The sequence below is a fragment of the Winogradskyella sp. PE311 genome (assembly GCF_046545555.1).
Classification (GTDB): Bacteria; Bacteroidota; Bacteroidia; order Flavobacteriales; family Flavobacteriaceae; genus Winogradskyella.
The window spans coordinates 2,158,337-2,181,470 of record NZ_JBHZTH010000001.1 but is presented as its reverse complement, the minus strand read 5'-3'; the positions used below and the strand labels follow the sequence as shown (position 1 = coordinate 2,181,470).

Genomic DNA, 23,134 nt, shown 5'->3' with positions numbered 1-23,134 from the left:
GGAATTGAATACTCATACGCGGAATTGATCACTCTAACGCGGAATTGATCACTCATATGCTGAACTGAGCAACGTGCGGAATTGATCACTCATACGCGGAATTCCACTCAGACGGAATTTAACTCGTTGCGGAATTTCTCACTCATACGCTGAATCAAATACTAATCGGAATTTTTAGCCGGTTTGTTTTTCGCGATTTTTTTTTGAGTTTTAAAACAGTAAAAACGAAAAACTACTACTTGCAACACCGTGTATAATTAATTGCGACTGAATTTCCTCTCAGAAATTCAATCTTATTAAGTACCTTTAGTTCAGCGGAAAATGACTCGCGTCTTTTCCCGCAACTAATCATCACACGAACACGTTGCCATTCATTGTGGAACGCACTCTGAGCGGAAAAAATAGAAATTTAAAAACATCTAATAAATTTCACTAAAATTTCGAACACAATTGCATCTTTTTTTAGCTTGCTTGGAAAATCATTATATGAAATGAAACTAAAAACATCGCCAAAATTTAATACTATTTAATTATATTTTTAGGGTAACATTTTTGTTTTTATTGAACATAAGGATAGTATTAATCTTTAAAAATTTACTATTATGTTGAAAAAAATTTCAAACCTTGGTTCAGTCTTAAATAAATCTGAACAAAAAAACACATTTGGAGGCCAAGTGCTAACTCATCATTCAGATGGCAGAGTATATTGTAGGTGCCTAGCTAGTAATAGACAAGGATATGCTGGTAATTGTGAACAATGCTTTCAAAGCTGTGCGAATGAAGGTGGTACCATTTGTGTTGGCTAATATGGTTTAAAAGCGAACTTAGGTTCGCTTTTATTTTATTTTCTGTTTTCCTTCGGTTACTGTTTATTAAAGCAAAATATTTTTGTTAAATCCCGATTCACCATAGATTTCGAGTTTATCATATCTAAAATTTGGAATCACATCACGCTAAACAGCAGTCAAACGAAATTTAACAAATTGCACAATTTATGACTCAATTGAAATCGTTTGTAGATTAAGCGATAACCGAATTCACTCGAAAAACTAAATAATAAAATCGAAATTGGAACTAAAAAACAACGAAATGGCAACAACGTGTATAGTTCATTGCTGCTGGTGGTTAAGACGACGATCTTTTCTTACAATACACTATATTGTATTGCGGAAAATAAATCGTGTACTTTTACGCAACTAACCATACACGAACACGTTGTAGCCAATTAAAACCAAGACTAGTGAGAAAAATTATTATTACTTCAATACTAGCAGTCATTTTGATTTCTTGTCAAGAATCAAAAGAATGTAATTACATTGAAAATTATTATCAAAAAGTATATTTAGCAGAGGAAGCATATTACAAAGAAGATTATCAAAAAGTCTTTGAACAAATGTCTGAAGCTGAAAAAAGCTGTGAAATTCTAAATCAAAGAGGAATTTACGAAATGCTAAAATATGCGGAATCTTCTGCTCGAATTGGAAAAAAAGAAAAAGCTCTTCAACTAATTAGACTACTGATATTAAATGGATATGAAATAGACCAATTGGCAAATAACGAAGCGTTTCAAAATTTAGTGGGTTTAAAAGAATGGACTCAACTAGAGAAAGACTATGAAAATTTGCATAAAGAATATTTAAACTCTATAAATTTAGATTTAAGAGAGAAGATTGCAGAAATGAAAAGAATTGACCAAATGTACAGGCAAAGAGGCGAATATGACCAACAAAAGTCCGACAGTATAGATGCAATAAATGAGCCTGAACTTAAAAGGATAATTGAAAAGTATGGTTATCCAGATGAAAGAGTTATTGGTGGTTATAAAATAGACAACCAACCTGTTGACCCTGGAATTTTATTATTTCACTTTGACGATTATGATTATTGGACTACCAAGTTAAAAGAACTAATAAAAAAAGGACAAGCACCACCACAAAGTTTAGGCAATTTTGTTGATAGTTATCAAAGGAGAGTTCCAGAGCAGGAAAAATATATTTATGGAATTTATGACAATGTTGGAGAGGAAAGCATAAAAGAATATGAAAAACTTGATGAAAGACGTGTTTCTATAGGATTAGCACCAATGGAATTAAAAAGGAATATTGACAGCTTAAAAAGAATATATTACGGATATTAAAAATAACTGGCTACAACAATGTGTATAATTCATTGCTAGTTAGGGCTTACTTACGAAAATTCCGTTGGAATTTTCTATCCGTGATTTGTTTGCTAACTTTAAGGCTTAAACACGCAACGAAATCATACACTAGACCGTTGGTATGTAATTGCCTGCGGCACGTAGAATCGCGTTTTGCAAACGCTGCCCTTCTACTAATTTCATACCAACGTCCACTGTTTGTCGCACCTCACCAATTTTATGTATATTTAGTCAAGTCTACGAGAACTCCTCACAAAACTACACACAACAAAGTGTATAGCGAATGAGGCGCAACAATGGCTCTACGTGAGGCGCGCCTCACTACGCCATACACAGTGGACGTTGTAATGCATTTTGATAAAAATAGAAATTATGAAAAAAACAAATCTTTTAGTAGCCCTTTCAATTGGAATTTTATTGACTTTGTCTTGTTCCGATGAAAATTCTAATACTAATCCTAATGATAATGAAATCTCAGATGATGATGGAAATCAATCTGTAAATCCTTTATTTGTAAATTCAATTGTTTCTACAAATATTGATTTTATAAGAGACGATGATTCAGATGCTTTTATGAATATTCAATTCATAGGACAAGAGGATAAGGAAATGCCAGATAGTAGAACTGATGAACTATTTGACACAGGCACTTATATTTTTGAGGTTAATTTTTCAAACGGTGAGCAAATAGAAATATGGGCGCACAGTTCTTTTGATAGTGAAGTTGTTGCACAAGAGTATGCAAATAAACTAACGGGACGACTTGGTAAGCTACCAGATTTTATGAGAAATGAACTTTCTCACGTTGTGTTACATAATGGGGATGCTGGTGCATTTGCAGAATCCGAGAGTAACTTTTTTGTGATATATTCAATTAATATAGACTTAAGAATTAGTAACAATGACCTTGAAGAGACTGTTTTTCACGAAAGTGTACACGCTACTCTAGATGCGGATTATTTACTAAATAGTGAATGGTTACAAGCGCAACAAACTGACGATACTTTTATTACAGAATATGCTAGAGATAATTCAGATAAAGAAGATTTGGCAGAGAGTGCTTTATTTGCATACACAATGATTAAGAATCCTGGCCGATTACCTTCAAATGTTGAAACTTGGATTACTACAAACATTCCAAATCGCTTTGCCTTTTTTCAAACTATTTTTAATTAATGGAGTAATAATACCAAATGAACTTTTCATAAGGCTATAAAAAGGAGAACACAATTTTTATTTGACAAATAAAAGCAATAGCAATTAAAAAGAAACAAACGCATTACAACACCGTATATAGCTCATAGCTAACTAGTTGCTTAAACGAAGTTAAGGCATATTTGGAAAGTCGCCAAATTTTTAAATTTGACGATTTCCAATAAAAAAGAAAAATAATAAAATTTAAAAATCTGGCTTGTCTTTAATCCGAAAATAATTTTCTAATTTGCACGCTACGAGCCATATACAAGACCGTTGGTATGTAATTGCCTGCGGCACGTAGAATCGCGTTTTGCAAACGCTGCCCTTCTACTAATTTCATACCAACGTCCACTGTTTGTCGCACCTCACCAATTTTATGTATATTTAGTCAAGTCTACGAGAACTCCTCACAAAACTACACACAACAAAGTGTATAGCGAATGAGGCGCAACAATGGCTCTACGTGAGGCGCGCCTCACTACGCCATACACAGTGGACGTTAGGCACAATTTGAAAACAGAGATGAAATTTATTAGGTACTTATTTATTACAATTTTCTTTTTTGGAATAGCTAGTGAATGTATAGCCCAAGTTAAAAAAGATACATTGAGTGTGCTATTTATAGGTAACAGCTACACATACTATTCTAATATGCCTCATCTTGTATCTCTGATTTCAGACAGTACTAAAATTAAATTAATAACCTCTAAAAGTACTGCTGGTGGAGCTAAATTAAGCGACCATTGGTATGGTAATAAAGGACTAAAATCAAAAGAAGCAATAAGTAGTGGGAAATACGATATTGTTGTTTTACAAGGGTCAAGTAGTGAAGCTGTTAAGAAAAAGAAAGAATTTCTCAAATACTCTAAAAAGTTATCTGAACTAGTTAAAGCTTCTGGTGCTAAACCTTACTTATATGTACCTTGGCCACCAAAAAAAATCCCACAATTTCAAGAAACAATAACAGAATCGTATCAAGAAGCATCAAAAGAAAATGATTGCGGACTTGTAATGGTTGGAGAAGCCTGGAAATTGGCTAAAACATTAAGACCAGATATACAATTGTATTTACCAGATGGCAGTCATCCAACAGATTTAGGAGCATTTTTAACAGCTTGTGCCTTTGTTAACATTTTTTCAAGAGAGCTACCTAAAAATCTACCTGACAGGTTTTTTATAACAGATTCCGATGGAAAGGAAGTTATGCTTTTTAGGGAAAATTCTTTAAATATTACCTTTTGTCTTAATGTGATTCAAAATTTATAAAAAACTGTGCCTAACAATGTGTATAATTCATTGCTAGTTATAGTCTACTTACGAAAGTCCTCGCGGACTTTCTATCTGTGATTTATTTGCCTAACTTTAGTGCTTAGGCACGGAACGAAATCATACACTAGACCGTTGTAGTGCATTAGAACCAATCAAAATAATGAGACAAATTTTAACCATACTTCTTCTACCAATTCTTCTAATGTCTTGCAAAAATGAGGGTAAAAAAACAGAAGTTAATTCATCAAATCAAACCGAAAAACTGAATAAAAAAGTAGATGAGTACTTCTCAGCACTTAATAAAATTGGGAAATTCAATGGAGTTGTGTTTGCTTCTAAAAATGACACTATAATCATTAACAAGGTATTTAATTTAAATCAGGATAAAAGTAGAACTACGTATGTAACAACTGAAAGTCAATTTGATATTCATTCTGTTTCCAAGTTAATGGCTCATTACTTGATTGAAAAATTTGAGATTGAGGAAAAAATTGAAAAAAGTGAATCCATCAAAAAGTATATTCCAGACTTTCCAAACGGTAACAAAATAACCATAGAAATGTTACTCAACCACACATCAGGACTTCCAAGAAGTTTAGAGCGTGTTAAAGAAGATGAAATCAACTTGTCTTCAGAACAGATAATCGAGTACACCAAAAAGCAAAAACTACTTTTCGAACCAGGAACAGAAAAACAATATTCTAATGTGGCTTATGAACTTGTTTATTTTGTCATTGAAGAAGTAACTAACAAAACTTTTGCCCAATGTTTGGCAGACGAAGTATTCCAACCTTTGGGAATGAAAAATTCAGGAGCTCATTTTTACCTAAAAGAAAAAAATCTCAAAAATTTAGCAAAGAATCACGAAAAGGATGATAGCGTTATTGTTCAAGTAAATAATATATTATCAGATGAACTGAAGACTGCAAGAATATTTTCAACTGCTTCTGACTTAAATAAGTTTTTGAACCATATAAAAAATGAACCTTATGCATCGTTACTACAAAATAAATCTGATGTCATTGAAAAAAGTGGTGGTTCAGACGGAATAAGAGTAGAAATTTATACAAATCTTGAACATAATTATAATTTCATTTTTTTGGCAAATTACGAGGAGGTTCCTTTTCAGAAAACCGTAGAGGACTTTGCGAAAATTTTAGAGAATAAACCTTATGAAGTGCCTAAAGAATTGAATAGACAATCTATCGAATTATCTAATGAAATATTAAACAAATATATTGGCACTTATTCTTTCGCTGATATGGGTAATTTGGAACTGACCTTTAAAGTAGAAAACAAGAATCTAATTGTGTATCAAGATGGAGAGCAAATTGCCACCTTAAAAGCTGAATCGGAAAATACTTTTTTTGACGCCCCTAAAGAACCCGAATCTTTTGAATTTGTTGACAATAAAAGTGGTAGTTTCAATGTTTTAATGGGTTGGAAAGGTGTAAAACTAAAAGGAATAAAAAAATGACGCACTACAACAATGGCTATAAGTAATTGCTTGTTCTCGCGGATTTTCAGTTTGGTGTGTATTATCAAATTTAAGTGCTAACCCTCGCAACTACGCATAGCCGAGACCGTTTGTCTATAATTATGAAAAAACTGAAGAATACATATTTGGTAATATTTTGCAGTCTTATGACTTGCGGAATTAATGCGCAATCGGAAAAAGATTCTACCGAATTAAAAAAACCGATTTTTACTCATACGGTAAAAGTTGAGCTTAAATCTGATTTTAATATTGAAGGTGCCAAAAAAGCTATTAAGGAAGATAATATCCGGATTTTATTTCCTGGTGGCTTTGGTGGAATGCCTGATTTCGACAATGAAATAGATATTGCTTTTCAAAAGAAATATTCGGTCGAATTCTTTAGTCAAGGTTGTATTAGAATGGGAGAAGATGAAAACGAAGAAGAATATAACCAAACCATTTTTACTTATTTGGATAATAAGTACGGTAAAAAATGGCGTAATGAAATCAGAGATGGCGCAATCGGAATAAAATAACCATACACAAACCCGTTGTGCTTCATTAACCAACCACTATATTAACCAAACAGGTATGAATATGCCAAATGCGGATGTTTTTAGAGCGGTTTTTCTAAATGAAGATATAGATTTTACATTACAAGAACCTACTATTTACGAACGCGTACAAATTGGTTTCACAGCAAATCCTACTGCCGGAAATATCGAATTATTTGTGGATAATTTTTCATTAAAAGTAGAATAAATGACTACTACTGTCATAGCATACAATTTATTCTATACACTGTTTAAAAAGCGTATCAAGTAATTTACAACTATTTTCGTCTGCGCAATTCCTTTTTGCTATCTTAGTACAGGTCAATGATCTACACAAAACATAATGTGTCTAATTTAGTTGAAATGAAAAATATTCTATCTTGTATTTTAACTTGTTTTGTTTTTTTCTCTTGTAAAAAGGACGATGTTTCAAACTCAATTGACAATTTAAATTCGCATATTAAATATTTCGGGTTTACGATTATTGATACTCATTGGGACGACCCGACAGACTCAGAACTAAAAACCAATTATGCTGATGAGATTCATACTTTCAGTAACCTGGCGGATATTCTCGTTATTAATCCCACTGATAATATAATCCAACGCACAGAAACTTTTAGCGCATTAGATTTAAAACCAATTTTACACTTAAGTGAATTGTTTTTTCAAGTAATCGATTCTAATAGTCCTTCTGGTTCTAATTATGATTTGCGACCCAATTATGAAGAAAGATGGAACACATTTAAAAATACAAACCAGGCTATTTTAAACACAAATTATATTGGTGCTTTTTACATTGGAGAGGAACCTACTTGGAACGGAATTTCCTTCGCAGAACTAAACCAAGTAACATTATTACTAAAAACTGATTTCCCATCAGTTCCGATAATGATTATTGAGGCATACCCATCTTTAGATCAATTACAAATACCAGAACTTATAGATTGGGTAGGTTTTGACCGTTATTTTATTAAAAACCCAAATGAAGATTCTGAATTTCAACAAAACTGGCAAACCTTAAAATCAAAATTAACTAGTCCTTCGCAAAAAATAATGATTGTAATGGATAGTCATTATTTAGATTGGGCTCACGGCAACTTTGGTAATATAAACCTACTAGAAATGGATATAGTTGCAAATAACTATTATCAATTAGCACAAAGTGATGAGAAAGTGATAGGTATATTAGGCTACTTTTGGCCAAGTGGATTCGATTTTCCAAATTCCGTAGGAGCGAGAAATATGCCAGAGAACATAAAAGAAAATTACTCCCGAATTGGTAAGGAAATAACAAATAAGCAATAAAACAATCAACGAAATGATAAAAACAACCAAATTAGCAAGCAAACTATCCTTAATTGTAATATTTTTTGCATTCACTTTCGGAATTCAAAACTGCGTACAAAAGAAAAAAGAAGTGCCTAAAGAATCAGAAAAAGAGGTGGTTACTGATTCTGAAGAGCCAGAATATTTTTTGCTTCGACCAGAATTAGAAAAAGCATTTGGATACTCGCATGCAGTAAAAATTGGCAATACTATTAAAATCTCTGGCGCTGTAAGTATGGACAATGAAGGAAATCCTGCCGCAATTGGTGATTTAGGACAACAAATGAAAAATTGTTATGCAGATCTGGAAAAGATTTTAAACCATTTTGATTGTACCTTCGATGACGTTATAGTCGAAAATATTTTCACCACCAATATGCCCTTATTTCTTGAAAATGCAGCTTACCGTACCGAAATTTATACCAAAAATTTTCCAACAGGTTCTTGGCTCGGAGTCAAAGAATTGGCATTACCAGAATTACTGATTGAAATTGAATTAGAAGTGCATAAATCTGAATAATGGACGCTTTATTTAGAAATGAAATGTACAAGATTAAAAATAGTAAAACCAACTATAATAAGTAACTAACATATATTTCATTATCATAATTGAGACAAAAAGATCAGACTAATAAAATCTTATGAAATTTAGCAAACACCTTATTATACTTATAACAATATGTAGTATGCTCGCATCCTGTAAACCCAAGGATGAAAAAAATGCTCATGCCGTTATAAGCAATCAAACCGAAGCAATCTTTGATAATCTGGTTAAAATTAGACGAGATTTACACAAATACCCAGAATTGGCTGGCAATGAAAAAAGGACAGCCAAAATCATTACTAAATATTTATTAGATTTAGGATTAGAGGTTAAGACAGGTTTCGCAGGCCAAGGTGTTATTGGTATTTTAAAAGGAGAAAGTGAAGGAAAAAATATAGCTTGGCGAGCAGACATGGATGCTATACCAAATGATTTTGTCGATGATGTTATATATAAATCAAAAAATAAAGGGATACAGCATGGTTGCGGTCACGACGTACATGTTGCTATAGGTTTGGGAATAGCCGAAGTATTATCTAAACTAAAAGCATCCATTAAGGGTAAAATATATTTCATCTTTCAACCCGAGGAAGAGACTTTTGTTGGCGCAAAAAATATAGTAGACAATAGAATCTATTCGGACTTAGATATTGATGAAATATATGCATTACATGTTACTGCTTTACCATTAGGTCAGATCATGGTTAAACCAAACGAGTTATACGCATATCAAAAGCGAATAGAGATTATATTTAACGAGACGTTTTCAAAAGAAGACTCAGACATACTATACAAGAAAATCCAAAGTGAAATTTTACGCAAAAGAGATGGAGGAAATCCTTGGGAAATCCCAAAAGCATTTGATTCTATTGTTGGCTTAACAAATCCGAATACTATTTTCAATGATTATCTTTTTTTAGAAGAAAATCGTGTAATTGAGGAAAAGAAGAATCAACTTATAATTAGAGCGAACCTTTATGAAACAGATAAATCTAAGCTACCGTATATACTACCTAAAATCAAGGATGTTATTAATAAATCAGAGTTTAAAGACCAATTTATATCCATATCATTTATTCAAGAAAATCCAACAGTTTTAAATGATAACCAACTCACAAAAAGTTCGGTTAATATTCTCAAAACGATTTACGGCAATACTGCTGTTGTAAATGATTATGGACAAATACCATATTTCAATGATGACTTTATATACTTTCAACAAAATACTCCTGGTGTTTACTTTTTGTTTGGCGGTTCTAATTCTGAAAAAGGAATAAATGCGATGAATCACGCACCAAATTTTAAAGTTGATGAAGAATGCATAAGTATTGGTGTTAGATCATTTTCATCCTTGATTTTAGAAAGAACAAATAAAACTGACACAATTCTAAAATAGAGATTTATCTTGAAGATATCATGTGTTACAACACCTCATTTTTATGTATCTTTAATGTAGATAAAAGAGAATTACCAACTTAGACATTACTATTTATTATTTTAAAATTAATTTATATTGAAAGTCACAGCAGAGAAAAATGACAAAGTTGCAAAAATGGTTTTTGCATCTGTTTACCCACATTATTTAAATAGGTTAGTGAAGAATGGAAGAACCAAAGAAGAACTAGATAAAGTAATAGAATGGTTAACTGGGTTTGACGCAGTTAAATTAGAAACACTTATTGAAGAAAGGGTGACGTTTGAAACCTTCTTTAATAATGCGAACATACATCCAAACGCACACCTTATAAAAGGTGTTGTTTGTGGCTATAGAATAGAAGACATCGCAGACGAGTTTAAAGTTTATAGACAATGTAGATATCTAGACAAACTTGTTGACGAACTAGCTAAGGGTCGCAAAATGGAAAAAATAATGCGTGTAGAAAAATAACACAAAAGATAAAAATCAAATCTTAATGAGATTATTAATCTTAACAATTTGCCTAACTTTCTTTACTAATTTAGAAGTTTTTGCACAAACTAAGTTCACCCTAAAGCCCTCTCAAAGTATGATACTAACTGGTAAAGGTCCTGGGCAAGACGGCACAAAAAATCCTTATTTCGGTGAGGATTGTTATGCTATAGTTAAGAATATAGGCGAAACTAAATTTTCTATAAGAATACAACAGAACGGAAAAATTATAAGAGAAATTACATTTTTAAAAGGAGAATTAAAAAAGGTAAAACTTCTAAAAGAACATGAGTTGTATATAGACCCAAATGACAAAGGTATATCTAAAGCAAGCATAGATTATCAGAAAATAAATAATAAAGAGAATAACAGTTTTAATAATTAATTCTTGAAATGAAGTTTAGAAAAGCTACGCAAAATGATCTATCTAAAATCGTCGAAATGATAGCCGATGATGAACTAGGCAAAATTAGAGAGAATTATCAAAACCCATTACCGCAATCTTATGTTGATGCATTTAAAGAAATTAATTTAGACCCTAATCAAGAACTTATTGTTGTAGAAAGTGAGCAATATGAAATCATAGGAACGCTTCAATTATCTTTTTTACAATACCTCACTTATCGTGGTGGAATAAGAGCACAGATAGAAGCTGTAAGAATTAAAAAAGACCATAGAGGGAAAGGAGTCGGAAAAACAATGTTTAAATGGGCTATTAGAAGAGCAAAAGAACGTAATGCACATTTACTTCAGCTTACAACAGATAAAAAGAGACTTAAAGCCATTCATTTTTATGAGGATTTAGGGTTTACAGCTAGCCACGAAGGAATGAAAATACATTTTAAATAATACGTAATTCATCAAAAACCAATCCTAAAATTATGCTTACTGCTATACATCCGAAAATACCAATGCGCAACAAGAATATTACAAAAGCATTTTATATTGAACAACTAGGCTTTACAGAACTTGGAAGTACTGACTATGATGAATACTTAATGCTAAAGAAAGATGAAATTGAACTGCATTTCTTTGAGTTTAAAACTTTAAACCCAAAAGAGAATTATGGCCAAGTTTACATTAGAACGGATAATATAGAGGGCCTGTACCAAGAATATTTAGATAACAAAGTGAAAATTCATCCCAATGGCCCACTGCAAACAAAACCATGGGGTCAAAAGGAATTTTCTGTGTTAGATCCTGACACTAATCTTTTAACCTTTGGGCAAAGTAGTTAATAATATAGAAACAGTGAGTTTTAAAAGATTAAATACCCTTTTTTAAGAAATGAGATATAGAATAATTATTCTAATATTAATTATTGCGAGCTGTAAAAGCGAAACAAAAGTAAGCAATGAAATTAATGCTTCCGTTAGTAATATGTGGTCTAATTATATAAATTCTCATCCTGACTTTAAAAATAATGAAGTGCCAGAATCTTGGTATTTTCATGATAATAAATATGATGCCGATAGACTTGCAGATCTCACTTTATCAGGTAAGAAACAAGCAGCGTCTGGTTTATATGCTTGGTATAAAAATGCGAATGCCAACCTACCAATTGTTGGTAAGAAACATATTATTACAGACTTTAATGGACATGCTCAGGCTATAATAGAAATTGTTAAAGTAGATACTATTCCGTTCAATAAAATTACTATAGAGTATGCTGAATTAGATATGGGAACCCAAATTGAACCTCTAAAACAATGGAAAAAAGCACATCGGGAGTTTTTTACGAGTACATTGGATAAGACCAATGACAAACCTCTAGAAGACATGTTGGTAGTTTGCGAATGGTTTAAAAAAATATGGCCAGTACAAAATTCTCAAAAGCTTTATGACTAAAAAAACAACTCATGGCCAAACTGCTTTATCGTGTTTACGTTATAGAATTATCTAAACGTGTATATACTGAAAATAATAAATTTAGAGCTGCTAATCCACAATTTAATGGCGTTTTAGAATGTCTTTATGTTGGTATGACAAGTAAGACGCCTAAAGAACGTTTTATGCAACATAAATCGGGCTATAGGTCTAAAAAAGGTCATAAGATTTCATCAAATATAGTAGAGAAATATGGCTTATATTTAAGACCAAGTCTTTATAATCATATCGATCCATTTTTAACACGAGCCGAGGCTATTATTGCGGAAGAACAGATAGCGTTAGAACTTCGAAGAGCACGTTATGCTGTATGGTTTAATTAGACACTAAGAATTCCTTTAAGGTATCTTCATAAATTTGCTCATACATAGGCACTACATTATGAATACTAAACTTCTTAGATTGCTCTTTTGCATTGGCTTTAAATCGATTTAGAGTGTCTAAATTTGATAAGATTTTAACCGCATTTGTAGACATATCTTCAACGGCATTTACGTCACTTAAATAGCCTGAAAATCCATCTTCATTAACCTCAGATAAACCACCTGTATTAGTAGAAATAACAGGAACACTACTTGCCATAGCTTCTAAAGCTGCTAAACCAAAACTCTCTGTCTGAGATGGTAGTAAGAATAAATCGCTAAAACATAAAATACGATCAATTTCATTGCTATTCCCAAAAAAGACAACACGCTCAGAAATCCCTAGCTGCTCTACCAATCGTTCTGCACCTTCTTTTTCTGGCCCTTCACCAACCATCATCAATTTAGCTGGTAACTCTTTTTGAATATTATAGAAAATCTTAATCACATCAGGTATTTGCTTAACCTCACGCATGTTACTTATATGGGTTATAATGCGCTCATCGTTATCTGCCATCATTTCTCGTTGACAGTCTGTAAAACCATGCATATGTTTTTCTAAATCTATAAAATTTGGCACTACATGAATTTCTTTTTTGATATTAAAAAGGCGCATAGTATCCTTCTTTAAGCTATCTGAGACTGATGTTACTGCGTCTGATTTATTAATGCTAAAAGTTACTGCAGGCTTATAAAATGGATGACTACCTACTAAAGTTATATCTGTACCATGCAATGTGGTTACTATAGGCACTAATATACCTTCATCTAAAAGCATTTGCTGAGCCATATATGCCGCGTATGCGTGAGGTATTGCATAGTGTACATGTAGCAACTGAATACCATGTAGCTTCACCATATCAACTAACTTACTAGATAATGCTAATTCGTAAGGTTGGTATTGAAACAACGGATATTCTGGTACATGTACTTCATGAAAATGCACATTATTACTTAACAACTCAAGTCGCACAGGTTGTTTATAGGTTATAAAATGAATTTGATGACCACGTTTAGAAAGTTCTAAACCTAATTCTGTAGCCACTACTCCACTTCCACCAAATGTTGGGTAACAAACAATGCCAATTTTCATATAAAAGTTGTAAGAAATTAAGTTATCAGTACTTTAAGCGATTAAAGTTTAAAGTTATACCTTTTACTGATTTAGAAATAAATTTTAGTATTTTTTAACTTATCTAATTAATGGATTATTCAATTATTGCTTCGTAAATAAGGCGTTGAATTTCTGTTCTAATATTTTCTCGAAGTAATAAGTTTTTACCTGCCTCCGGGTAAGTTCTATTGGCTAAGAATATATAAATAATTTCCTCTTCTGGATCAGCCCAAGCATAAGTTCCTGTAAAGCCTGAGTGACCAAAACTCGTCATGGATAAGCATCCACAAGTTGGTCCGTCTTCACCTAATTGTGGTTTATCAAAACCTATACCACGTCTATTATCAGCATGACAATAATAACATTTATTAAACCTGTCTACAGTGCCATTCTTAAAGTAACGTTTGCCACCATAAAACCCTTTTTGTAAATACATCTGCATAATTTTTGCCACATCATTTGCATTGCTAAATACACCTGCGTGGCCTCCTATACCACCTTGCATTGCAGCTCCCATATCATGCACATAGCCATGTACTTTTTTATAGCGATAATAATTATCTACTTCAGTTGGTACAATATCTTTTAATCCAAATGTCTTTCTTGGATTGTAGGTTGTATAGTTTGCACCTAATGATTTATAAAAACGATCTTGTGTGATTTCGTGTAAGCTTTTATCGTAGAATCCTTCTAAATAATTTTTTAAAATATAATATGGTAAATCACTATAACGATAACGAAGTCTAGATAAAAGTTCAGTTTCTTTTATTATTTTTTGAATGGAATCTTTATAATCACTTCTCATAAAAAGTGTATTAGTTACCTCTACATTAAAATTACCAGTCCTTTTATTTCTATAATACTTAGGATCTGGTTTTTTTGTTACAGAATCTAGTGTTGCATAGTAAAAAGGAACCCAAGGTCTTAACTGCGCATAATGCGATAACATCTTTTTTAAAGTGATATTTTTCTTATTAGAATTTTTGAATTCCGGAATTAAAGAACCCAGTTTAGAGTCTAGCGATACAGAGCCCTGTTCTTCTAATCCCATAAGAACTGGTAATGTTGCTAGTATTTTTGTAAGTGAAGCAACATCGTATATATCGTCAAAATCTACTTTATTTTTCTTTGCGTATGTATGATATCCAAAATTCTTATTATAAATAACTTTACCTTTTCGTGCAACCAAAAGTTGTATACCAGGCGTCATTTTCATATTTACGGCATGATTTGCTATAGAATCTATTCGGCTCAATAATTTTGAATCAACTCCTACACGTTCTGGTAATGCATAACCTAAACTTGAGATAGAATTATAAATTTCTCCAGTTCCCAAAGGAAAAAATTGACCTGAACTTACAGGTAATTTTCCTTGAGCACCTATAGCTCCAAAAATTATTTGAGCTGATTTTTGTTGAGTTATTTTACTATTTTGATAACTCACTACAATACCCTCGATATTGTCAATTGACTTGAGATCATTTAACGCATATGGTATTGCAAAAACGTCTAAAACAACAGTATTTGTCCTTGCAATTTCGTACAACCAAGCCAATTCTTTTTGTGTGAATTTATAACCTTTCCATGGGTTATCATTCGATTTATGAAATCCAATAACAACCGTATTATAATTTTGTAATTTAGATATTATACCATCAAGTTTATCTGCTTTAATCTGGTGGACTTTGGTATATTTTTTTAACTCATCTAAAAACACAGAACCATTGACATCACCTAACTCCACATAAGCTATCTTCTTTGTTTGCAAATCGCGTAACGGCAACAAGGAATTTTCATTCTTAACAACTGTAACAGCACTTTCCATAAGCCTCTCATAAAGCACATCATCTTTTATACGATTTAGGTCTTTTCCTAAATTATACATCCCAACAGGAGAATAATTATTAAGACCTACTTTATACTTAGCCATTAATACTTTCTTTACAGAATGAGATAAGCGATCCTCAGTAATTACACCACTTTCATAAGCTTCAATGAATTTAGCAATTCCGGCTTTAGGATTTTCAGACATAAGCATTACATCATTCCCTGCTAAAAATGCCATTAAATCTATCTCTCCACCTTTGGATAGTGTTTTTGGAGTTATACCATCAACGCCTTTTTCTATATAATCTGCTGCACCTTTCATTGTTAAGGCATCTGTAAAAATTAAACCATTAAAACCTAAAGAATCTTTTAAAATATCAGTAACAATATGCTTAGATAAAGATGAAGGAAATCCTCTGCGAGCTTCTAAACTTGGCACATTTAAATGAGCGACCATAACACTAGATAAGCCTTCTTTAATAAGTGTTCTATAAGGGTATAGTTCTACAGAATCTATACGTTTTTCACTAAATGATATAGTTGGAAGTGTTTCATGAGAATCTACCTCAGTATCACCATGTCCAGGAAAATGTTTGGCATTTGCCAAAACACCTGCATCTTGCATTCCTTTCATAAACGCCAATCCCTTTGCCGTTACGTTGTCTCTATCTTCTCCAAAAGATCGATTCCCAATAATAGGATTTTTTGGGTTTGTATTAATATCTACTACTGGCGCAAAGTTAAAGTGAACACCTAATCGTTTACAATGCTCACCAATTTGACGACCTGTTTCTTCAATGAGTTTGTTGTCTGTAATGGCGCCAAGTGTCATATTCCATGGAAAGGCATATGTAGAATCTAATCGCATATTTAAACCCCATTCTGCATCCATACCCACTAAAAGAGGAATCTTTGAAGCAGCTTGTAATTTATTATTTAATTGTGCCTGCCTGTAAGGTCCACCATTAGAATAAATAACTCCACCTATATGCTCATCCTTTATAAGTTTAATGACATTATTATTAATCTTATTATTATTCTCAGACATTACCTGAACCATATAAAGTTGCCCAATCCTTTCTTTTATGGATAGTGAATTATAGATACTATCAACCCACTTTTGTTGTTCAATTGGGTCTTCTGAAAGTAACGGACTATTAGTAGTATTCTGTGCAAAACCAATTTGAGCACAAAAGCAAAAAAGAATAAGGGACAAGTAGCGCATTAAAAATCTTTTATTATTTATTAATTAGTAACGAATACTATGCCAAAATAGGATATTTAAAACCAAGTAAAAAGACTTTATGAAACTTTTATAAACTGCGTAATTAACAGTAGTACATTGCTAATCTAACAAGTCTATATGACGATCGTGATAACCTAAGAGATATAAAACACCGTCTAAACCAATACTAGAGATAGCACTTTGTGCATTATCTTTTACTTTTGGCTTAGCATGAAACGCAATTCCTAAACCAGCCAGGTTAAGCATTTGCAGATCATTTGCTCCATCACCAACAGCAATAGTCTGACCTATATCTATACCTTCCTTATCCGCTAAAAGCTGGAGATATTCAGCTTTTTTATTACCATCTACAATTTCTCCTAAATACCCACCTGTTAGTTTTCCGTCTTGGATTTCTAGTTGATTAGCATAAACATAATCAATATCTAGTTTTTCTTGAAGGTAATGGCCAAAGTAAGTGAAACCACCAGATAAAATCGCAGTTTTATATCCATAATAATGTAAAGTATCAATTAAACGTTTTGCACCTTTTGTTATTGGTAAATTATCAGCCACATCTTTTAAAACATCTTCGCTAAGTCCTTTTAATAAGCACATTCGTTTTTTAAAACTTTCATTAAAATCTATTTCACCTTGCATTGCAGATTCTGTAATTGCTCTTACTTTTTCTCCTACTCCTGCGCGTTCAGCGAGTTCATCAATAACTTCAGTTTGAATCAATGTAGAATCCATATCAAAGCAAACCAAACGTCTATTTCGTCTAAACATACTATCTTCCTGAAAAGCAATATCTACATCTAATGCTTTCGAAATTTCCATAAATTTAGAGGTGAATTCTGTTTTGTCTTCAATCTTTCCGCGTATAGATAGTTGAATAGATGCTCTGGGATAATCATCTTTTTTTACCAAAGACGTCCTTCCTGTGAGACGCTTAATAGAGTCTATATTTAGGTTCTTTTCAGATATAACTTTTGTGACTTCAGAAATTTGTTCTGCAGCCAGTTTCTCGCCTAAAATTGTAATGATATATCGATTCTTACCTTGCATTGTAACCCAATGCTCATAGTCCTCTAAAGAAATCGGTGTAAACTTAGCAACGATACCCAACTCATAAGCTTTAAATAATAAATCCTTTAAAACCGCTGCTGATTCCTTACCAGATTTAATTTCGAACAACATTCCTAGTGATAAGGTGTCGTGAATATTAGCCTGCCCTATATCTAAGATTTTAGCATCGTATTGCGCCAAAACACTTGTTAAGGAAGATGTAAGTCCTGGTTTATCTTGTCCTGAAATATTTAATAAGAATATATCTGTAGCCACAATAATGAGATTATGACTGTAAAAATCAATATTCTAATTGAAATATGAAAATTATTGAAGATGCGAATTTTATAATAATAAGACGAAATCATAATAGAATCCGCAAATAGGTCAATTATTTTAAAAAACGACTATGCCAACTTTCACTAGCTGGTACTTCCCAATTCTCTTTAAACTCAGCAATATTGGCTACCAAATTGTTAAATACAATTGTATTTTTTGAAACCGATCTATTCTTAGCCATTTTTTTAAAGTCTAATAAAGATTTGTAAGCAATAAATTCACCTTGTTTATAAGATACATTCATTTTATCCATTAGATCTACATTATAGGCTTTCTCTAACTCCTGAATAAAATGAACAGAAGCATCTATAGAACAACCCGTAGCATTATTTAAATTTTGATTTAATGCCAATACAATAAATCTCTTATATACTATTTTAAAACCTGCTTGTAAATCTTTTCCATGAGCTGTCCAAGCTTCAATAAAAGTTTTTAGCTTTAATTGTAACGCGTCTATTTCTTCTATAGAAAATGAACGATTGGCTTGGTATATCCAAACTCGAGATTCTTCAGGTAGTGTATCAAAATCTACTAACATATGCCTTATAATTTCTTAGACAAAAATAAAGTATTACATCCAATCTTTATCTTCAGACTCGACTTTAAAAAGTAAATAATTCTTAATTGTATTTGCGGTTGATAAATCAATATGCAAAATAGCAAGAGGTTTTGAAGCAGAGAAAATTTTAATGGAAGCAAGACCTCTACGTTTTTGAAATAAGGTTTGATCTAAACTAACAGCTTGGACCTTACTTATTTCTAAAAAATTAGTCGTCGTGTCTATAAGTCTTCCTCCTCCAACTACAATATAGTCGTCATCTAAATGATAATATGCTTTTTTATAAGTATAAATGGCATTAGTAACTATAAAAAATAATAGTGGAACATTAATAAAGAACAGTTGTTTTGGACCAAAAAAGAATGCCATATTTAGTAAAAAAACCACAAAACTACTCAGAAAAAACATTCGATACATTAAATAAACATTTGGTTTATGTTTAATTAAACGTTCTTGTGCATTAGGATAAAACTGTTCTAAAAGCTCCGTAATTTGAGCCTTTCCTAAACCAACAATATTAAAATTTAATTGTTGCTTTTTATTAGCCATTGCTTGGGTAAAAGCTAATTTATACAAGCCAAATGTTTGTTTTAGTCTATTAGTTGTTATGGTTGTATTTTGAATTCTACTCTCATAAAGACTAAGGTTAATTTTGTTTAAAAGACCTTTAGAAATTTCTAAGCCTTCTGAATTTCGCTTTACCATTAGATTAAAATTCTGAACAAACATTTTAATCATTGAGAAAAAGAAAGATATAACCAATAAAGCTATAACTATAGTGATGTTAAATAGAATAAACGACATAAACGATTCACTATCTAGATCAAACCAAGAACCGAATTTTGAAGTTAAATTTAGTTGATTTACAAACTCCCTCACATCGTTGTAAATACTCATTATAAAAGCAAAAATTAACACAAAACTTTTTAAATGATTTTCACTTACTCCTTCTAATAAAAGTCTTTTAATAGAAGCTTTAAAATATATCTTTTCTTCTTCTATTATTTGCACATCTTTATTTGCGGCATTATTTAAAACCATTAATTGGGACTTTAGAGCCTCAGCTTTTGATTTTGAAAGTGCCAAAATTTCTATTTCGGTACTATCATCACCAGCGGTTTCAATCGATAAGGAAACTACATTAATTATTTGCTGTAAAACATTCTGTTTTACGTAAACATTCTGAATTTTACCCTTAGCTACTGAAATCTCTTCTTTATTAATAATTCCCTTTCGTAAAAAGAAATAATCATTATTTATGTAAAATTTAAAATTGAGGTATTTTAAAAGCGCAATGACTAAGAAAAGTAAAACTATACCAATAGCACTTAAAATAAATTTTGGGCTTGTAAATTCTATTGATTTATCGCTGCGTACATATTTAATAAAGAATGCTGCAATTATTATGATGGTTGCCTTTATTATTCTATAAGCTGTGACACCAAATATTACAATAATACCTTTGGCAGATTGCCGAGATGGTGTTTCAAAATTATAAGCGCTCATTAATTATTTTAGTTAAAAAAGTATATTGAGCGTCTGCTATTTCTTTATCTAATCCTTTTATAGAAAGATCACCACCAGATTGACCTGCCGAATATATCTTTAGCGTAGATAAGCCAAATTTACGTGCTAAGAATGATCTCGAAATTTCAATATGCTGTATCCGATTATAAGGCAGTGTTAAAGTTTTATTTACTAAGTAACCATGACTGTAAGTCATATCTTTTTCGCGCATAGCATACTTTCGCTTTTTAAAACCTAAAAAAGAAATTAAAAGAGAAATTACAAATAATAGAATTGTAAACCCTATTAGATAATCAGAGAAGGTTTTAAACTCGCTATCATCAGCAAATGAATTAAGAAGTATTAAAACTGTAATAAATACACCAAAGGCTATAAACGTATTTATTATTATAATTTTAAAATACTTTGAAGAAATCGGTACTAGTTCTAGGTCTTCAGATTTTGGAAGCGCGTTTGCATCTATCTGAGAATTAGAAAATAACTCCATAATTTAAATTTTATATTATGAATTTGCTATCAGCTCTGCAACATCTAATACTGTAACTTTACCTTCCTTTTCTTTTGCCTTTATACCATCAGTCATCATAGTATTGCAATAAGGGCAACCTGTTGCGATAATATCTGGTTGAGTTTCTAGAGCGTCTTCAGTTCTTAAAACATTTATTTCTTTATTACCAGGCTCTGCGTCTTTAAACATTTGAGCTCCACCAGCACCGCAGCAAAGAGCAGTAGATTTATGACGCTTCATTTCTATTAAATTGGCATTTGTCTTTTTCAGAACTTCACGAGGCGAATCATAAACACTATTTGCACGACCTAAATAACACGGATCGTGAAATGTAATACGCTTTCCTTTGTACGTTTGGCCTTCAACTTTAAGTTTACCAGATTCAATTAATTCTTGAATAAACTGTGTGTGATGTATTACATCATAACTTCCACCTAAACTTGGGTATTCATTTTTTAAACAGTTAAAAGAATGAGGATCACAGGTTACAATGCGTTTAACTTCATATGTATTTAAAACCTCAATATTCATCATGGCCTGCATTTGAAATAAAAACTCATTCCCTGCACGCTTTGCTACATCACCTGTATTACTCTCTTCAGTTCCTAAAACCGCAAAGTTTACGTTGGCTTTGTTTAATATTTTTACAAAAGCTTTAGTTATTTTTTTAGCTCTATCATCATAGCTACCAGCAGAACCTACCCAAAATAAAATGTCGGGCTGTTTACCTTCTGCCATAAATTCTGCCATTGTTGGCACTTTTAATTCCTCACTCATTTCAAACTAGTCTTTAAGGCTATTCTTCTTTTTTTTTAGAAAATAAAGATGGTATAATACCAAAACCACCACCAATTATAGCACCACCTAGTATATAGCCATATTTATGATCCTTTAGTTGAATCATTAATACCATACCTAGCGTAATTAAAGTAATTGCAGCTATAATTAATATTTGTCTTTTACTCATCTTTCCAATTCAGTCTATCCATTTGATTGTAAGGCCATGGAGCTCCGTTATTTTCTATATTGGTCATCATATTATTTAATTCCATTGGTGCAGCACTCTGCTCCATAACTAAATAACGACGCATTTCTAAAATTATAGATAATGGGTTTATACTTACAGGACATTCTTCCACACAAGCATTGCACGTTGTACATGCCCATAATTCTTCATTAGTAATATAATCTCCTAACAGCTGTTTACCATCATCTTTAAACTCACCATTATTAGCATCAATATTCTTACCTACTTCTTCTAGACGATCTCTGGTATCCATCATAATCTTGCGAGGAGATAATTTCTTACCTGTAAGATTAGCGGGACATGCTGATGTACATCTTCCACATTCTGTGCAGGTGTAAGCGTTTAATAGTTGTGTCTGACTTAAATCCATGACATCACTAGCACCGAATTTAGCAGGTACATCATCTTCCTCTCCTTCAGCTGGCGCAGCAAATGGATCAGCATTTGGGTCCATCATTAACTTAACTTCATTGGTAACAGCTTGTAGATTATTAACTTTACCCTTAGGCTCTAAACTACCATAATATACATTCGGAAAAGCTAAAAGGATATGTAAATGCTTTGACCAGTATAGATAATTTAAAAATATTAAAATACCTACAATATGCAACCACCAAGCCGTGCGCTCTATAGTATGCAATGTTGTGTCAGAAAGCCCTTCGAACCAAGGTGCTATAAATTGAGATATTAAATTACCAGAAGCCATACTTTGAAAAGTTGTATCTGTTGCATTCATAACTAAGAACAAACACATCAAAACAACTTCGAAATAAAGGATTATATTACCATCGCTTTTTGGCCACCCTTTCATTTCCGCACTCAAAAAGCGCTTTATTTTTATAATATTACGTCTTAACCAAAATACAATTACTGATACAAGTACTAATACTGCTAAAACCTCAAAAGACCCAATTAAAAAGCCATATACTGAGTTAGGTAAAAACTCTTGTCCGATACGATGTGTACCAAATAAACCATCGATTATTATTTCTAATACTTCTATATTAATAATAACGAAACCTACGTAAACTATAACATGAAGAAAACCAGATACCGGTCGTTTTATCATTTTACTTTGACCTAATGCTATGCGAACTACATTAGTCCAACGCTCGGATTTATGATCACTTGCATCAACTTCTTGACCAAGTTTGATATTTCTAATTAGTTTTTTAATGTTTTTAGCAAAATAGCCTATACCTACAATAAGGATAATGGCAAATAGAATGTTTGGTAAGTATTCCATAAAAATGA

The 23,134-nt window shown here is 32.0% G+C and carries 25 protein-coding genes; 15 read left to right on the top strand and 10 right to left on the bottom strand.

Features of this window, described 5'->3' with window-relative positions; genetic code table 11:
- The first annotated feature begins 1,240 nt into the window (after positions 1 to 1,240).
- Both ACFWU4_RS09545 and ACFWU4_RS09540 read left to right on the top strand, forming a co-directional pair.
- Positions 1,241 to 2,137, top strand: a complete 897-nt coding sequence (locus ACFWU4_RS09545) for a hypothetical protein (RefSeq protein ID WP_411127177.1) — start codon at positions 1,241 to 1,243, stop codon at positions 2,135 to 2,137.
- A gap of 393 nt (positions 2,138 to 2,530) precedes the next feature.
- A complete protein-coding gene (locus ACFWU4_RS09540) occupies positions 2,531 to 3,334 on the top strand; it encodes a hypothetical protein (RefSeq protein ID WP_411127176.1) in 804 nt (267 codons plus the stop codon).
- Positions 3,335 to 3,575: 241 nt separating this feature from the next.
- On the opposite strand, the gene ACFWU4_RS09535 is transcribed toward ACFWU4_RS09540, so the two are convergent.
- Positions 3,576 to 3,719, bottom strand: coding sequence for a hypothetical protein (locus ACFWU4_RS09535; protein ID WP_411127174.1), 144 nt, complete (start codon positions 3,717 to 3,719; stop codon positions 3,576 to 3,578).
- 158 nt (positions 3,720 to 3,877) lie between these two features.
- On the opposite strand from ACFWU4_RS09535, the gene ACFWU4_RS09530 reads away from it, so the two are divergent.
- The 13 genes from ACFWU4_RS09530 (at position 3,878) to ACFWU4_RS09470 (ending at position 12,647) form a co-directional block, all read left to right on the top strand.
- Positions 3,878 to 4,621, top strand: a complete 744-nt coding sequence (locus ACFWU4_RS09530) for an SGNH/GDSL hydrolase family protein (RefSeq protein ID WP_411127172.1) — start codon at positions 3,878 to 3,880, stop codon at positions 4,619 to 4,621.
- Between the two features lie 163 nt (positions 4,622 to 4,784).
- Positions 4,785 to 6,101: a serine hydrolase domain-containing protein gene (locus ACFWU4_RS09525; RefSeq protein ID WP_411127170.1), complete on the top strand. Its 1,317-nt coding sequence runs from the start codon at positions 4,785 to 4,787 to the stop codon at positions 6,099 to 6,101.
- A gap of 122 nt (positions 6,102 to 6,223) precedes the next feature.
- Positions 6,224 to 6,637 carry a hypothetical protein gene (locus ACFWU4_RS09520; RefSeq protein ID WP_411127168.1) on the top strand — a complete coding sequence of 138 codons (414 nt, stop codon included), beginning with the start codon at positions 6,224 to 6,226 and terminating at the stop codon, positions 6,635 to 6,637.
- 55 nt (positions 6,638 to 6,692) lie between these two features.
- Complete coding sequence (locus ACFWU4_RS09515; RefSeq protein WP_411127166.1) at positions 6,693 to 6,863, top strand: hypothetical protein; 171 nt, start codon at positions 6,693 to 6,695, stop codon at positions 6,861 to 6,863.
- A 155-nt stretch (positions 6,864 to 7,018) separates the two neighbouring features.
- Positions 7,019 to 7,963, top strand: coding sequence for a hypothetical protein (locus ACFWU4_RS09510; protein WP_411127164.1), 945 nt, complete (start codon positions 7,019 to 7,021; stop codon positions 7,961 to 7,963).
- Between the two features lie 13 nt (positions 7,964 to 7,976).
- The gene (locus tag ACFWU4_RS09505; RefSeq protein ID WP_411127162.1) at positions 7,977 to 8,504 is read left to right on the top strand and encodes a RidA family protein; all 528 of its coding nucleotides are present in this window, start codon (positions 7,977 to 7,979) and stop codon (positions 8,502 to 8,504) included.
- A 166-nt stretch (positions 8,505 to 8,670) separates the two neighbouring features.
- Positions 8,671 to 9,924, top strand: a complete 1,254-nt coding sequence (locus ACFWU4_RS09500) for a M20 metallopeptidase family protein (protein ID WP_411127160.1) — start codon at positions 8,671 to 8,673, stop codon at positions 9,922 to 9,924.
- A gap of 117 nt (positions 9,925 to 10,041) precedes the next feature.
- Positions 10,042 to 10,416 carry a DUF2200 domain-containing protein gene (locus ACFWU4_RS09495; protein ID WP_411127159.1) on the top strand — a complete coding sequence of 125 codons (375 nt, stop codon included), beginning with the start codon at positions 10,042 to 10,044 and terminating at the stop codon, positions 10,414 to 10,416.
- A 25-nt stretch (positions 10,417 to 10,441) separates the two neighbouring features.
- Positions 10,442 to 10,822 carry a hypothetical protein gene (locus ACFWU4_RS09490; protein ID WP_411127157.1) on the top strand — a complete coding sequence of 127 codons (381 nt, stop codon included), beginning with the start codon at positions 10,442 to 10,444 and terminating at the stop codon, positions 10,820 to 10,822.
- Between the two features lie 8 nt (positions 10,823 to 10,830).
- Positions 10,831 to 11,286 carry a GNAT family N-acetyltransferase gene (locus ACFWU4_RS09485; RefSeq protein ID WP_411127155.1) on the top strand — a complete coding sequence of 152 codons (456 nt, stop codon included), beginning with the start codon at positions 10,831 to 10,833 and terminating at the stop codon, positions 11,284 to 11,286.
- A 32-nt stretch (positions 11,287 to 11,318) separates the two neighbouring features.
- Positions 11,319 to 11,675 carry a bleomycin resistance protein gene (locus ACFWU4_RS09480; protein WP_411127153.1) on the top strand — a complete coding sequence of 119 codons (357 nt, stop codon included), beginning with the start codon at positions 11,319 to 11,321 and terminating at the stop codon, positions 11,673 to 11,675.
- A gap of 49 nt (positions 11,676 to 11,724) precedes the next feature.
- Positions 11,725 to 12,285 carry an ASCH domain-containing protein gene (locus ACFWU4_RS09475; protein WP_411127151.1) on the top strand — a complete coding sequence of 187 codons (561 nt, stop codon included), beginning with the start codon at positions 11,725 to 11,727 and terminating at the stop codon, positions 12,283 to 12,285.
- Positions 12,286 to 12,296: 11 nt separating this feature from the next.
- Positions 12,297 to 12,647, top strand: coding sequence for a ribose-5-phosphate isomerase (locus tag ACFWU4_RS09470; RefSeq protein ID WP_411127149.1), 351 nt, complete (start codon positions 12,297 to 12,299; stop codon positions 12,645 to 12,647).
- Here ACFWU4_RS09470 and bshA read toward each other — a convergent pair.
- The 9 genes from bshA to ACFWU4_RS09425 form a co-directional block, all read right to left on the bottom strand.
- Positions 12,640 to 13,779 carry an N-acetyl-alpha-D-glucosaminyl L-malate synthase BshA gene (bshA, locus tag ACFWU4_RS09465; RefSeq protein ID WP_411127147.1) on the bottom strand — a complete coding sequence of 380 codons (1,140 nt, stop codon included), beginning with the start codon at positions 13,777 to 13,779 and terminating at the stop codon, positions 12,640 to 12,642. The two genes, ACFWU4_RS09470 and bshA, sit on opposite strands and share 8 nt — an antisense overlap.
- Before the next feature lie 115 nt (positions 13,780 to 13,894).
- Positions 13,895 to 16,852, bottom strand: coding sequence for a glycoside hydrolase family 3 N-terminal domain-containing protein (locus ACFWU4_RS09460; RefSeq protein ID WP_411127146.1), 2,958 nt, complete (start codon positions 16,850 to 16,852; stop codon positions 13,895 to 13,897).
- A 120-nt stretch (positions 16,853 to 16,972) separates the two neighbouring features.
- Positions 16,973 to 18,196 (bottom strand): phosphoserine phosphatase SerB, encoded by a 1,224-nt coding sequence (serB, locus tag ACFWU4_RS09455; protein ID WP_411127144.1) that lies wholly within the window; start codon positions 18,194 to 18,196, stop codon positions 16,973 to 16,975.
- A 115-nt stretch (positions 18,197 to 18,311) separates the two neighbouring features.
- A complete protein-coding gene (locus ACFWU4_RS09450) occupies positions 18,312 to 18,797 on the bottom strand; it encodes an ABC transporter ATPase (protein ID WP_411127142.1) in 486 nt (161 codons plus the stop codon).
- Positions 18,798 to 18,830: 33 nt separating this feature from the next.
- The gene (locus ACFWU4_RS09445; protein ID WP_411127140.1) at positions 18,831 to 20,324 is read right to left on the bottom strand and encodes a PH domain-containing protein; all 1,494 of its coding nucleotides are present in this window, start codon (positions 20,322 to 20,324) and stop codon (positions 18,831 to 18,833) included.
- Positions 20,311 to 20,832: a PH domain-containing protein gene (locus ACFWU4_RS09440; RefSeq protein ID WP_411127138.1), complete on the bottom strand. Its 522-nt coding sequence runs from the start codon at positions 20,830 to 20,832 to the stop codon at positions 20,311 to 20,313. The genes ACFWU4_RS09445 and ACFWU4_RS09440 overlap by 14 nt, the downstream gene beginning before the upstream one ends.
- Before the next feature lie 15 nt (positions 20,833 to 20,847).
- On the bottom strand, positions 20,848 to 21,630 hold the full coding sequence (locus tag ACFWU4_RS09435) for a (Fe-S)-binding protein (protein ID WP_411127136.1): 783 nt from the start codon (positions 21,628 to 21,630) through the stop codon (positions 20,848 to 20,850).
- A 19-nt stretch (positions 21,631 to 21,649) separates the two neighbouring features.
- Positions 21,650 to 21,820, bottom strand: a complete 171-nt coding sequence (locus ACFWU4_RS09430; protein WP_411127134.1) for a hypothetical protein — start codon at positions 21,818 to 21,820, stop codon at positions 21,650 to 21,652.
- The gene (locus ACFWU4_RS09425) at positions 21,813 to 23,126 is read right to left on the bottom strand and encodes a 4Fe-4S dicluster domain-containing protein (protein WP_411127132.1); all 1,314 of its coding nucleotides are present in this window, start codon (positions 23,124 to 23,126) and stop codon (positions 21,813 to 21,815) included. Before ACFWU4_RS09425 ends, ACFWU4_RS09430 begins: the two co-directional genes overlap by 8 nt.
- Between the last annotated feature and the right edge of the window lie 8 nt (positions 23,127 to 23,134).

What these genes read in the sequence shown, in the direction of transcription:
- ACFWU4_RS09530 (WP_411127172.1), top strand. Translation starts at nt 3,878, where the DNA reads ATGAAATTTATTAGGTACTTATTTATTACAATTTTCTTTTTTGGAATA.
- ACFWU4_RS09520 (WP_411127168.1), top strand. Translation starts at nt 6,224, where the DNA reads ATGAAAAAACTGAAGAATACATATTTGGTAATATTTTGCAGTCTTATG.
- ACFWU4_RS09540 (WP_411127176.1), top strand. Translation starts at nt 2,531, where the DNA reads ATGAAAAAAACAAATCTTTTAGTAGCCCTTTCAATTGGAATTTTATTG.
- ACFWU4_RS09475 (WP_411127151.1), top strand. Translation starts at nt 11,725, where the DNA reads ATGAGATATAGAATAATTATTCTAATATTAATTATTGCGAGCTGTAAA.
- ACFWU4_RS09515 (WP_411127166.1), top strand. Translation starts at nt 6,693, where the DNA reads ATGAATATGCCAAATGCGGATGTTTTTAGAGCGGTTTTTCTAAATGAA.
- ACFWU4_RS09470 (WP_411127149.1), top strand. Translation starts at nt 12,297, where the DNA reads ATGGCCAAACTGCTTTATCGTGTTTACGTTATAGAATTATCTAAACGT.
- ACFWU4_RS09490 (WP_411127157.1), top strand. Translation starts at nt 10,442, where the DNA reads ATGAGATTATTAATCTTAACAATTTGCCTAACTTTCTTTACTAATTTA.
- ACFWU4_RS09450 (WP_411127142.1), bottom strand. Translation starts at nt 18,797, where the DNA reads ATGTTAGTAGATTTTGATACACTACCTGAAGAATCTCGAGTTTGGATA.
- ACFWU4_RS09445 (WP_411127140.1), bottom strand. Translation starts at nt 20,324, where the DNA reads ATGAGCGCTTATAATTTTGAAACACCATCTCGGCAATCTGCCAAAGGT.
- bshA (WP_411127147.1), bottom strand. Translation starts at nt 13,779, where the DNA reads ATGAAAATTGGCATTGTTTGTTACCCAACATTTGGTGGAAGTGGAGTA.
- ACFWU4_RS09510 (WP_411127164.1), top strand. Translation starts at nt 7,019, where the DNA reads ATGAAAAATATTCTATCTTGTATTTTAACTTGTTTTGTTTTTTTCTCT.
- ACFWU4_RS09525 (WP_411127170.1), top strand. Translation starts at nt 4,785, where the DNA reads ATGAGACAAATTTTAACCATACTTCTTCTACCAATTCTTCTAATGTCT.
- ACFWU4_RS09500 (WP_411127160.1), top strand. Translation starts at nt 8,671, where the DNA reads ATGCTCGCATCCTGTAAACCCAAGGATGAAAAAAATGCTCATGCCGTT.
- ACFWU4_RS09505 (WP_411127162.1), top strand. Translation starts at nt 7,977, where the DNA reads ATGATAAAAACAACCAAATTAGCAAGCAAACTATCCTTAATTGTAATA.
- ACFWU4_RS09485 (WP_411127155.1), top strand. Translation starts at nt 10,831, where the DNA reads ATGAAGTTTAGAAAAGCTACGCAAAATGATCTATCTAAAATCGTCGAA.
- ACFWU4_RS09435 (WP_411127136.1), bottom strand. Translation starts at nt 21,630, where the DNA reads ATGAGTGAGGAATTAAAAGTGCCAACAATGGCAGAATTTATGGCAGAA.
- ACFWU4_RS09440 (WP_411127138.1), bottom strand. Translation starts at nt 20,832, where the DNA reads ATGGAGTTATTTTCTAATTCTCAGATAGATGCAAACGCGCTTCCAAAA.
- ACFWU4_RS09480 (WP_411127153.1), top strand. Translation starts at nt 11,319, where the DNA reads ATGCTTACTGCTATACATCCGAAAATACCAATGCGCAACAAGAATATT.
- ACFWU4_RS09430 (WP_411127134.1), bottom strand. Translation starts at nt 21,820, where the DNA reads ATGAGTAAAAGACAAATATTAATTATAGCTGCAATTACTTTAATTACG.
- ACFWU4_RS09425 (WP_411127132.1), bottom strand. Translation starts at nt 23,126, where the DNA reads ATGGAATACTTACCAAACATTCTATTTGCCATTATCCTTATTGTAGGT.
- ACFWU4_RS09460 (WP_411127146.1), bottom strand. Translation starts at nt 16,852, where the DNA reads ATGCGCTACTTGTCCCTTATTCTTTTTTGCTTTTGTGCTCAAATTGGT.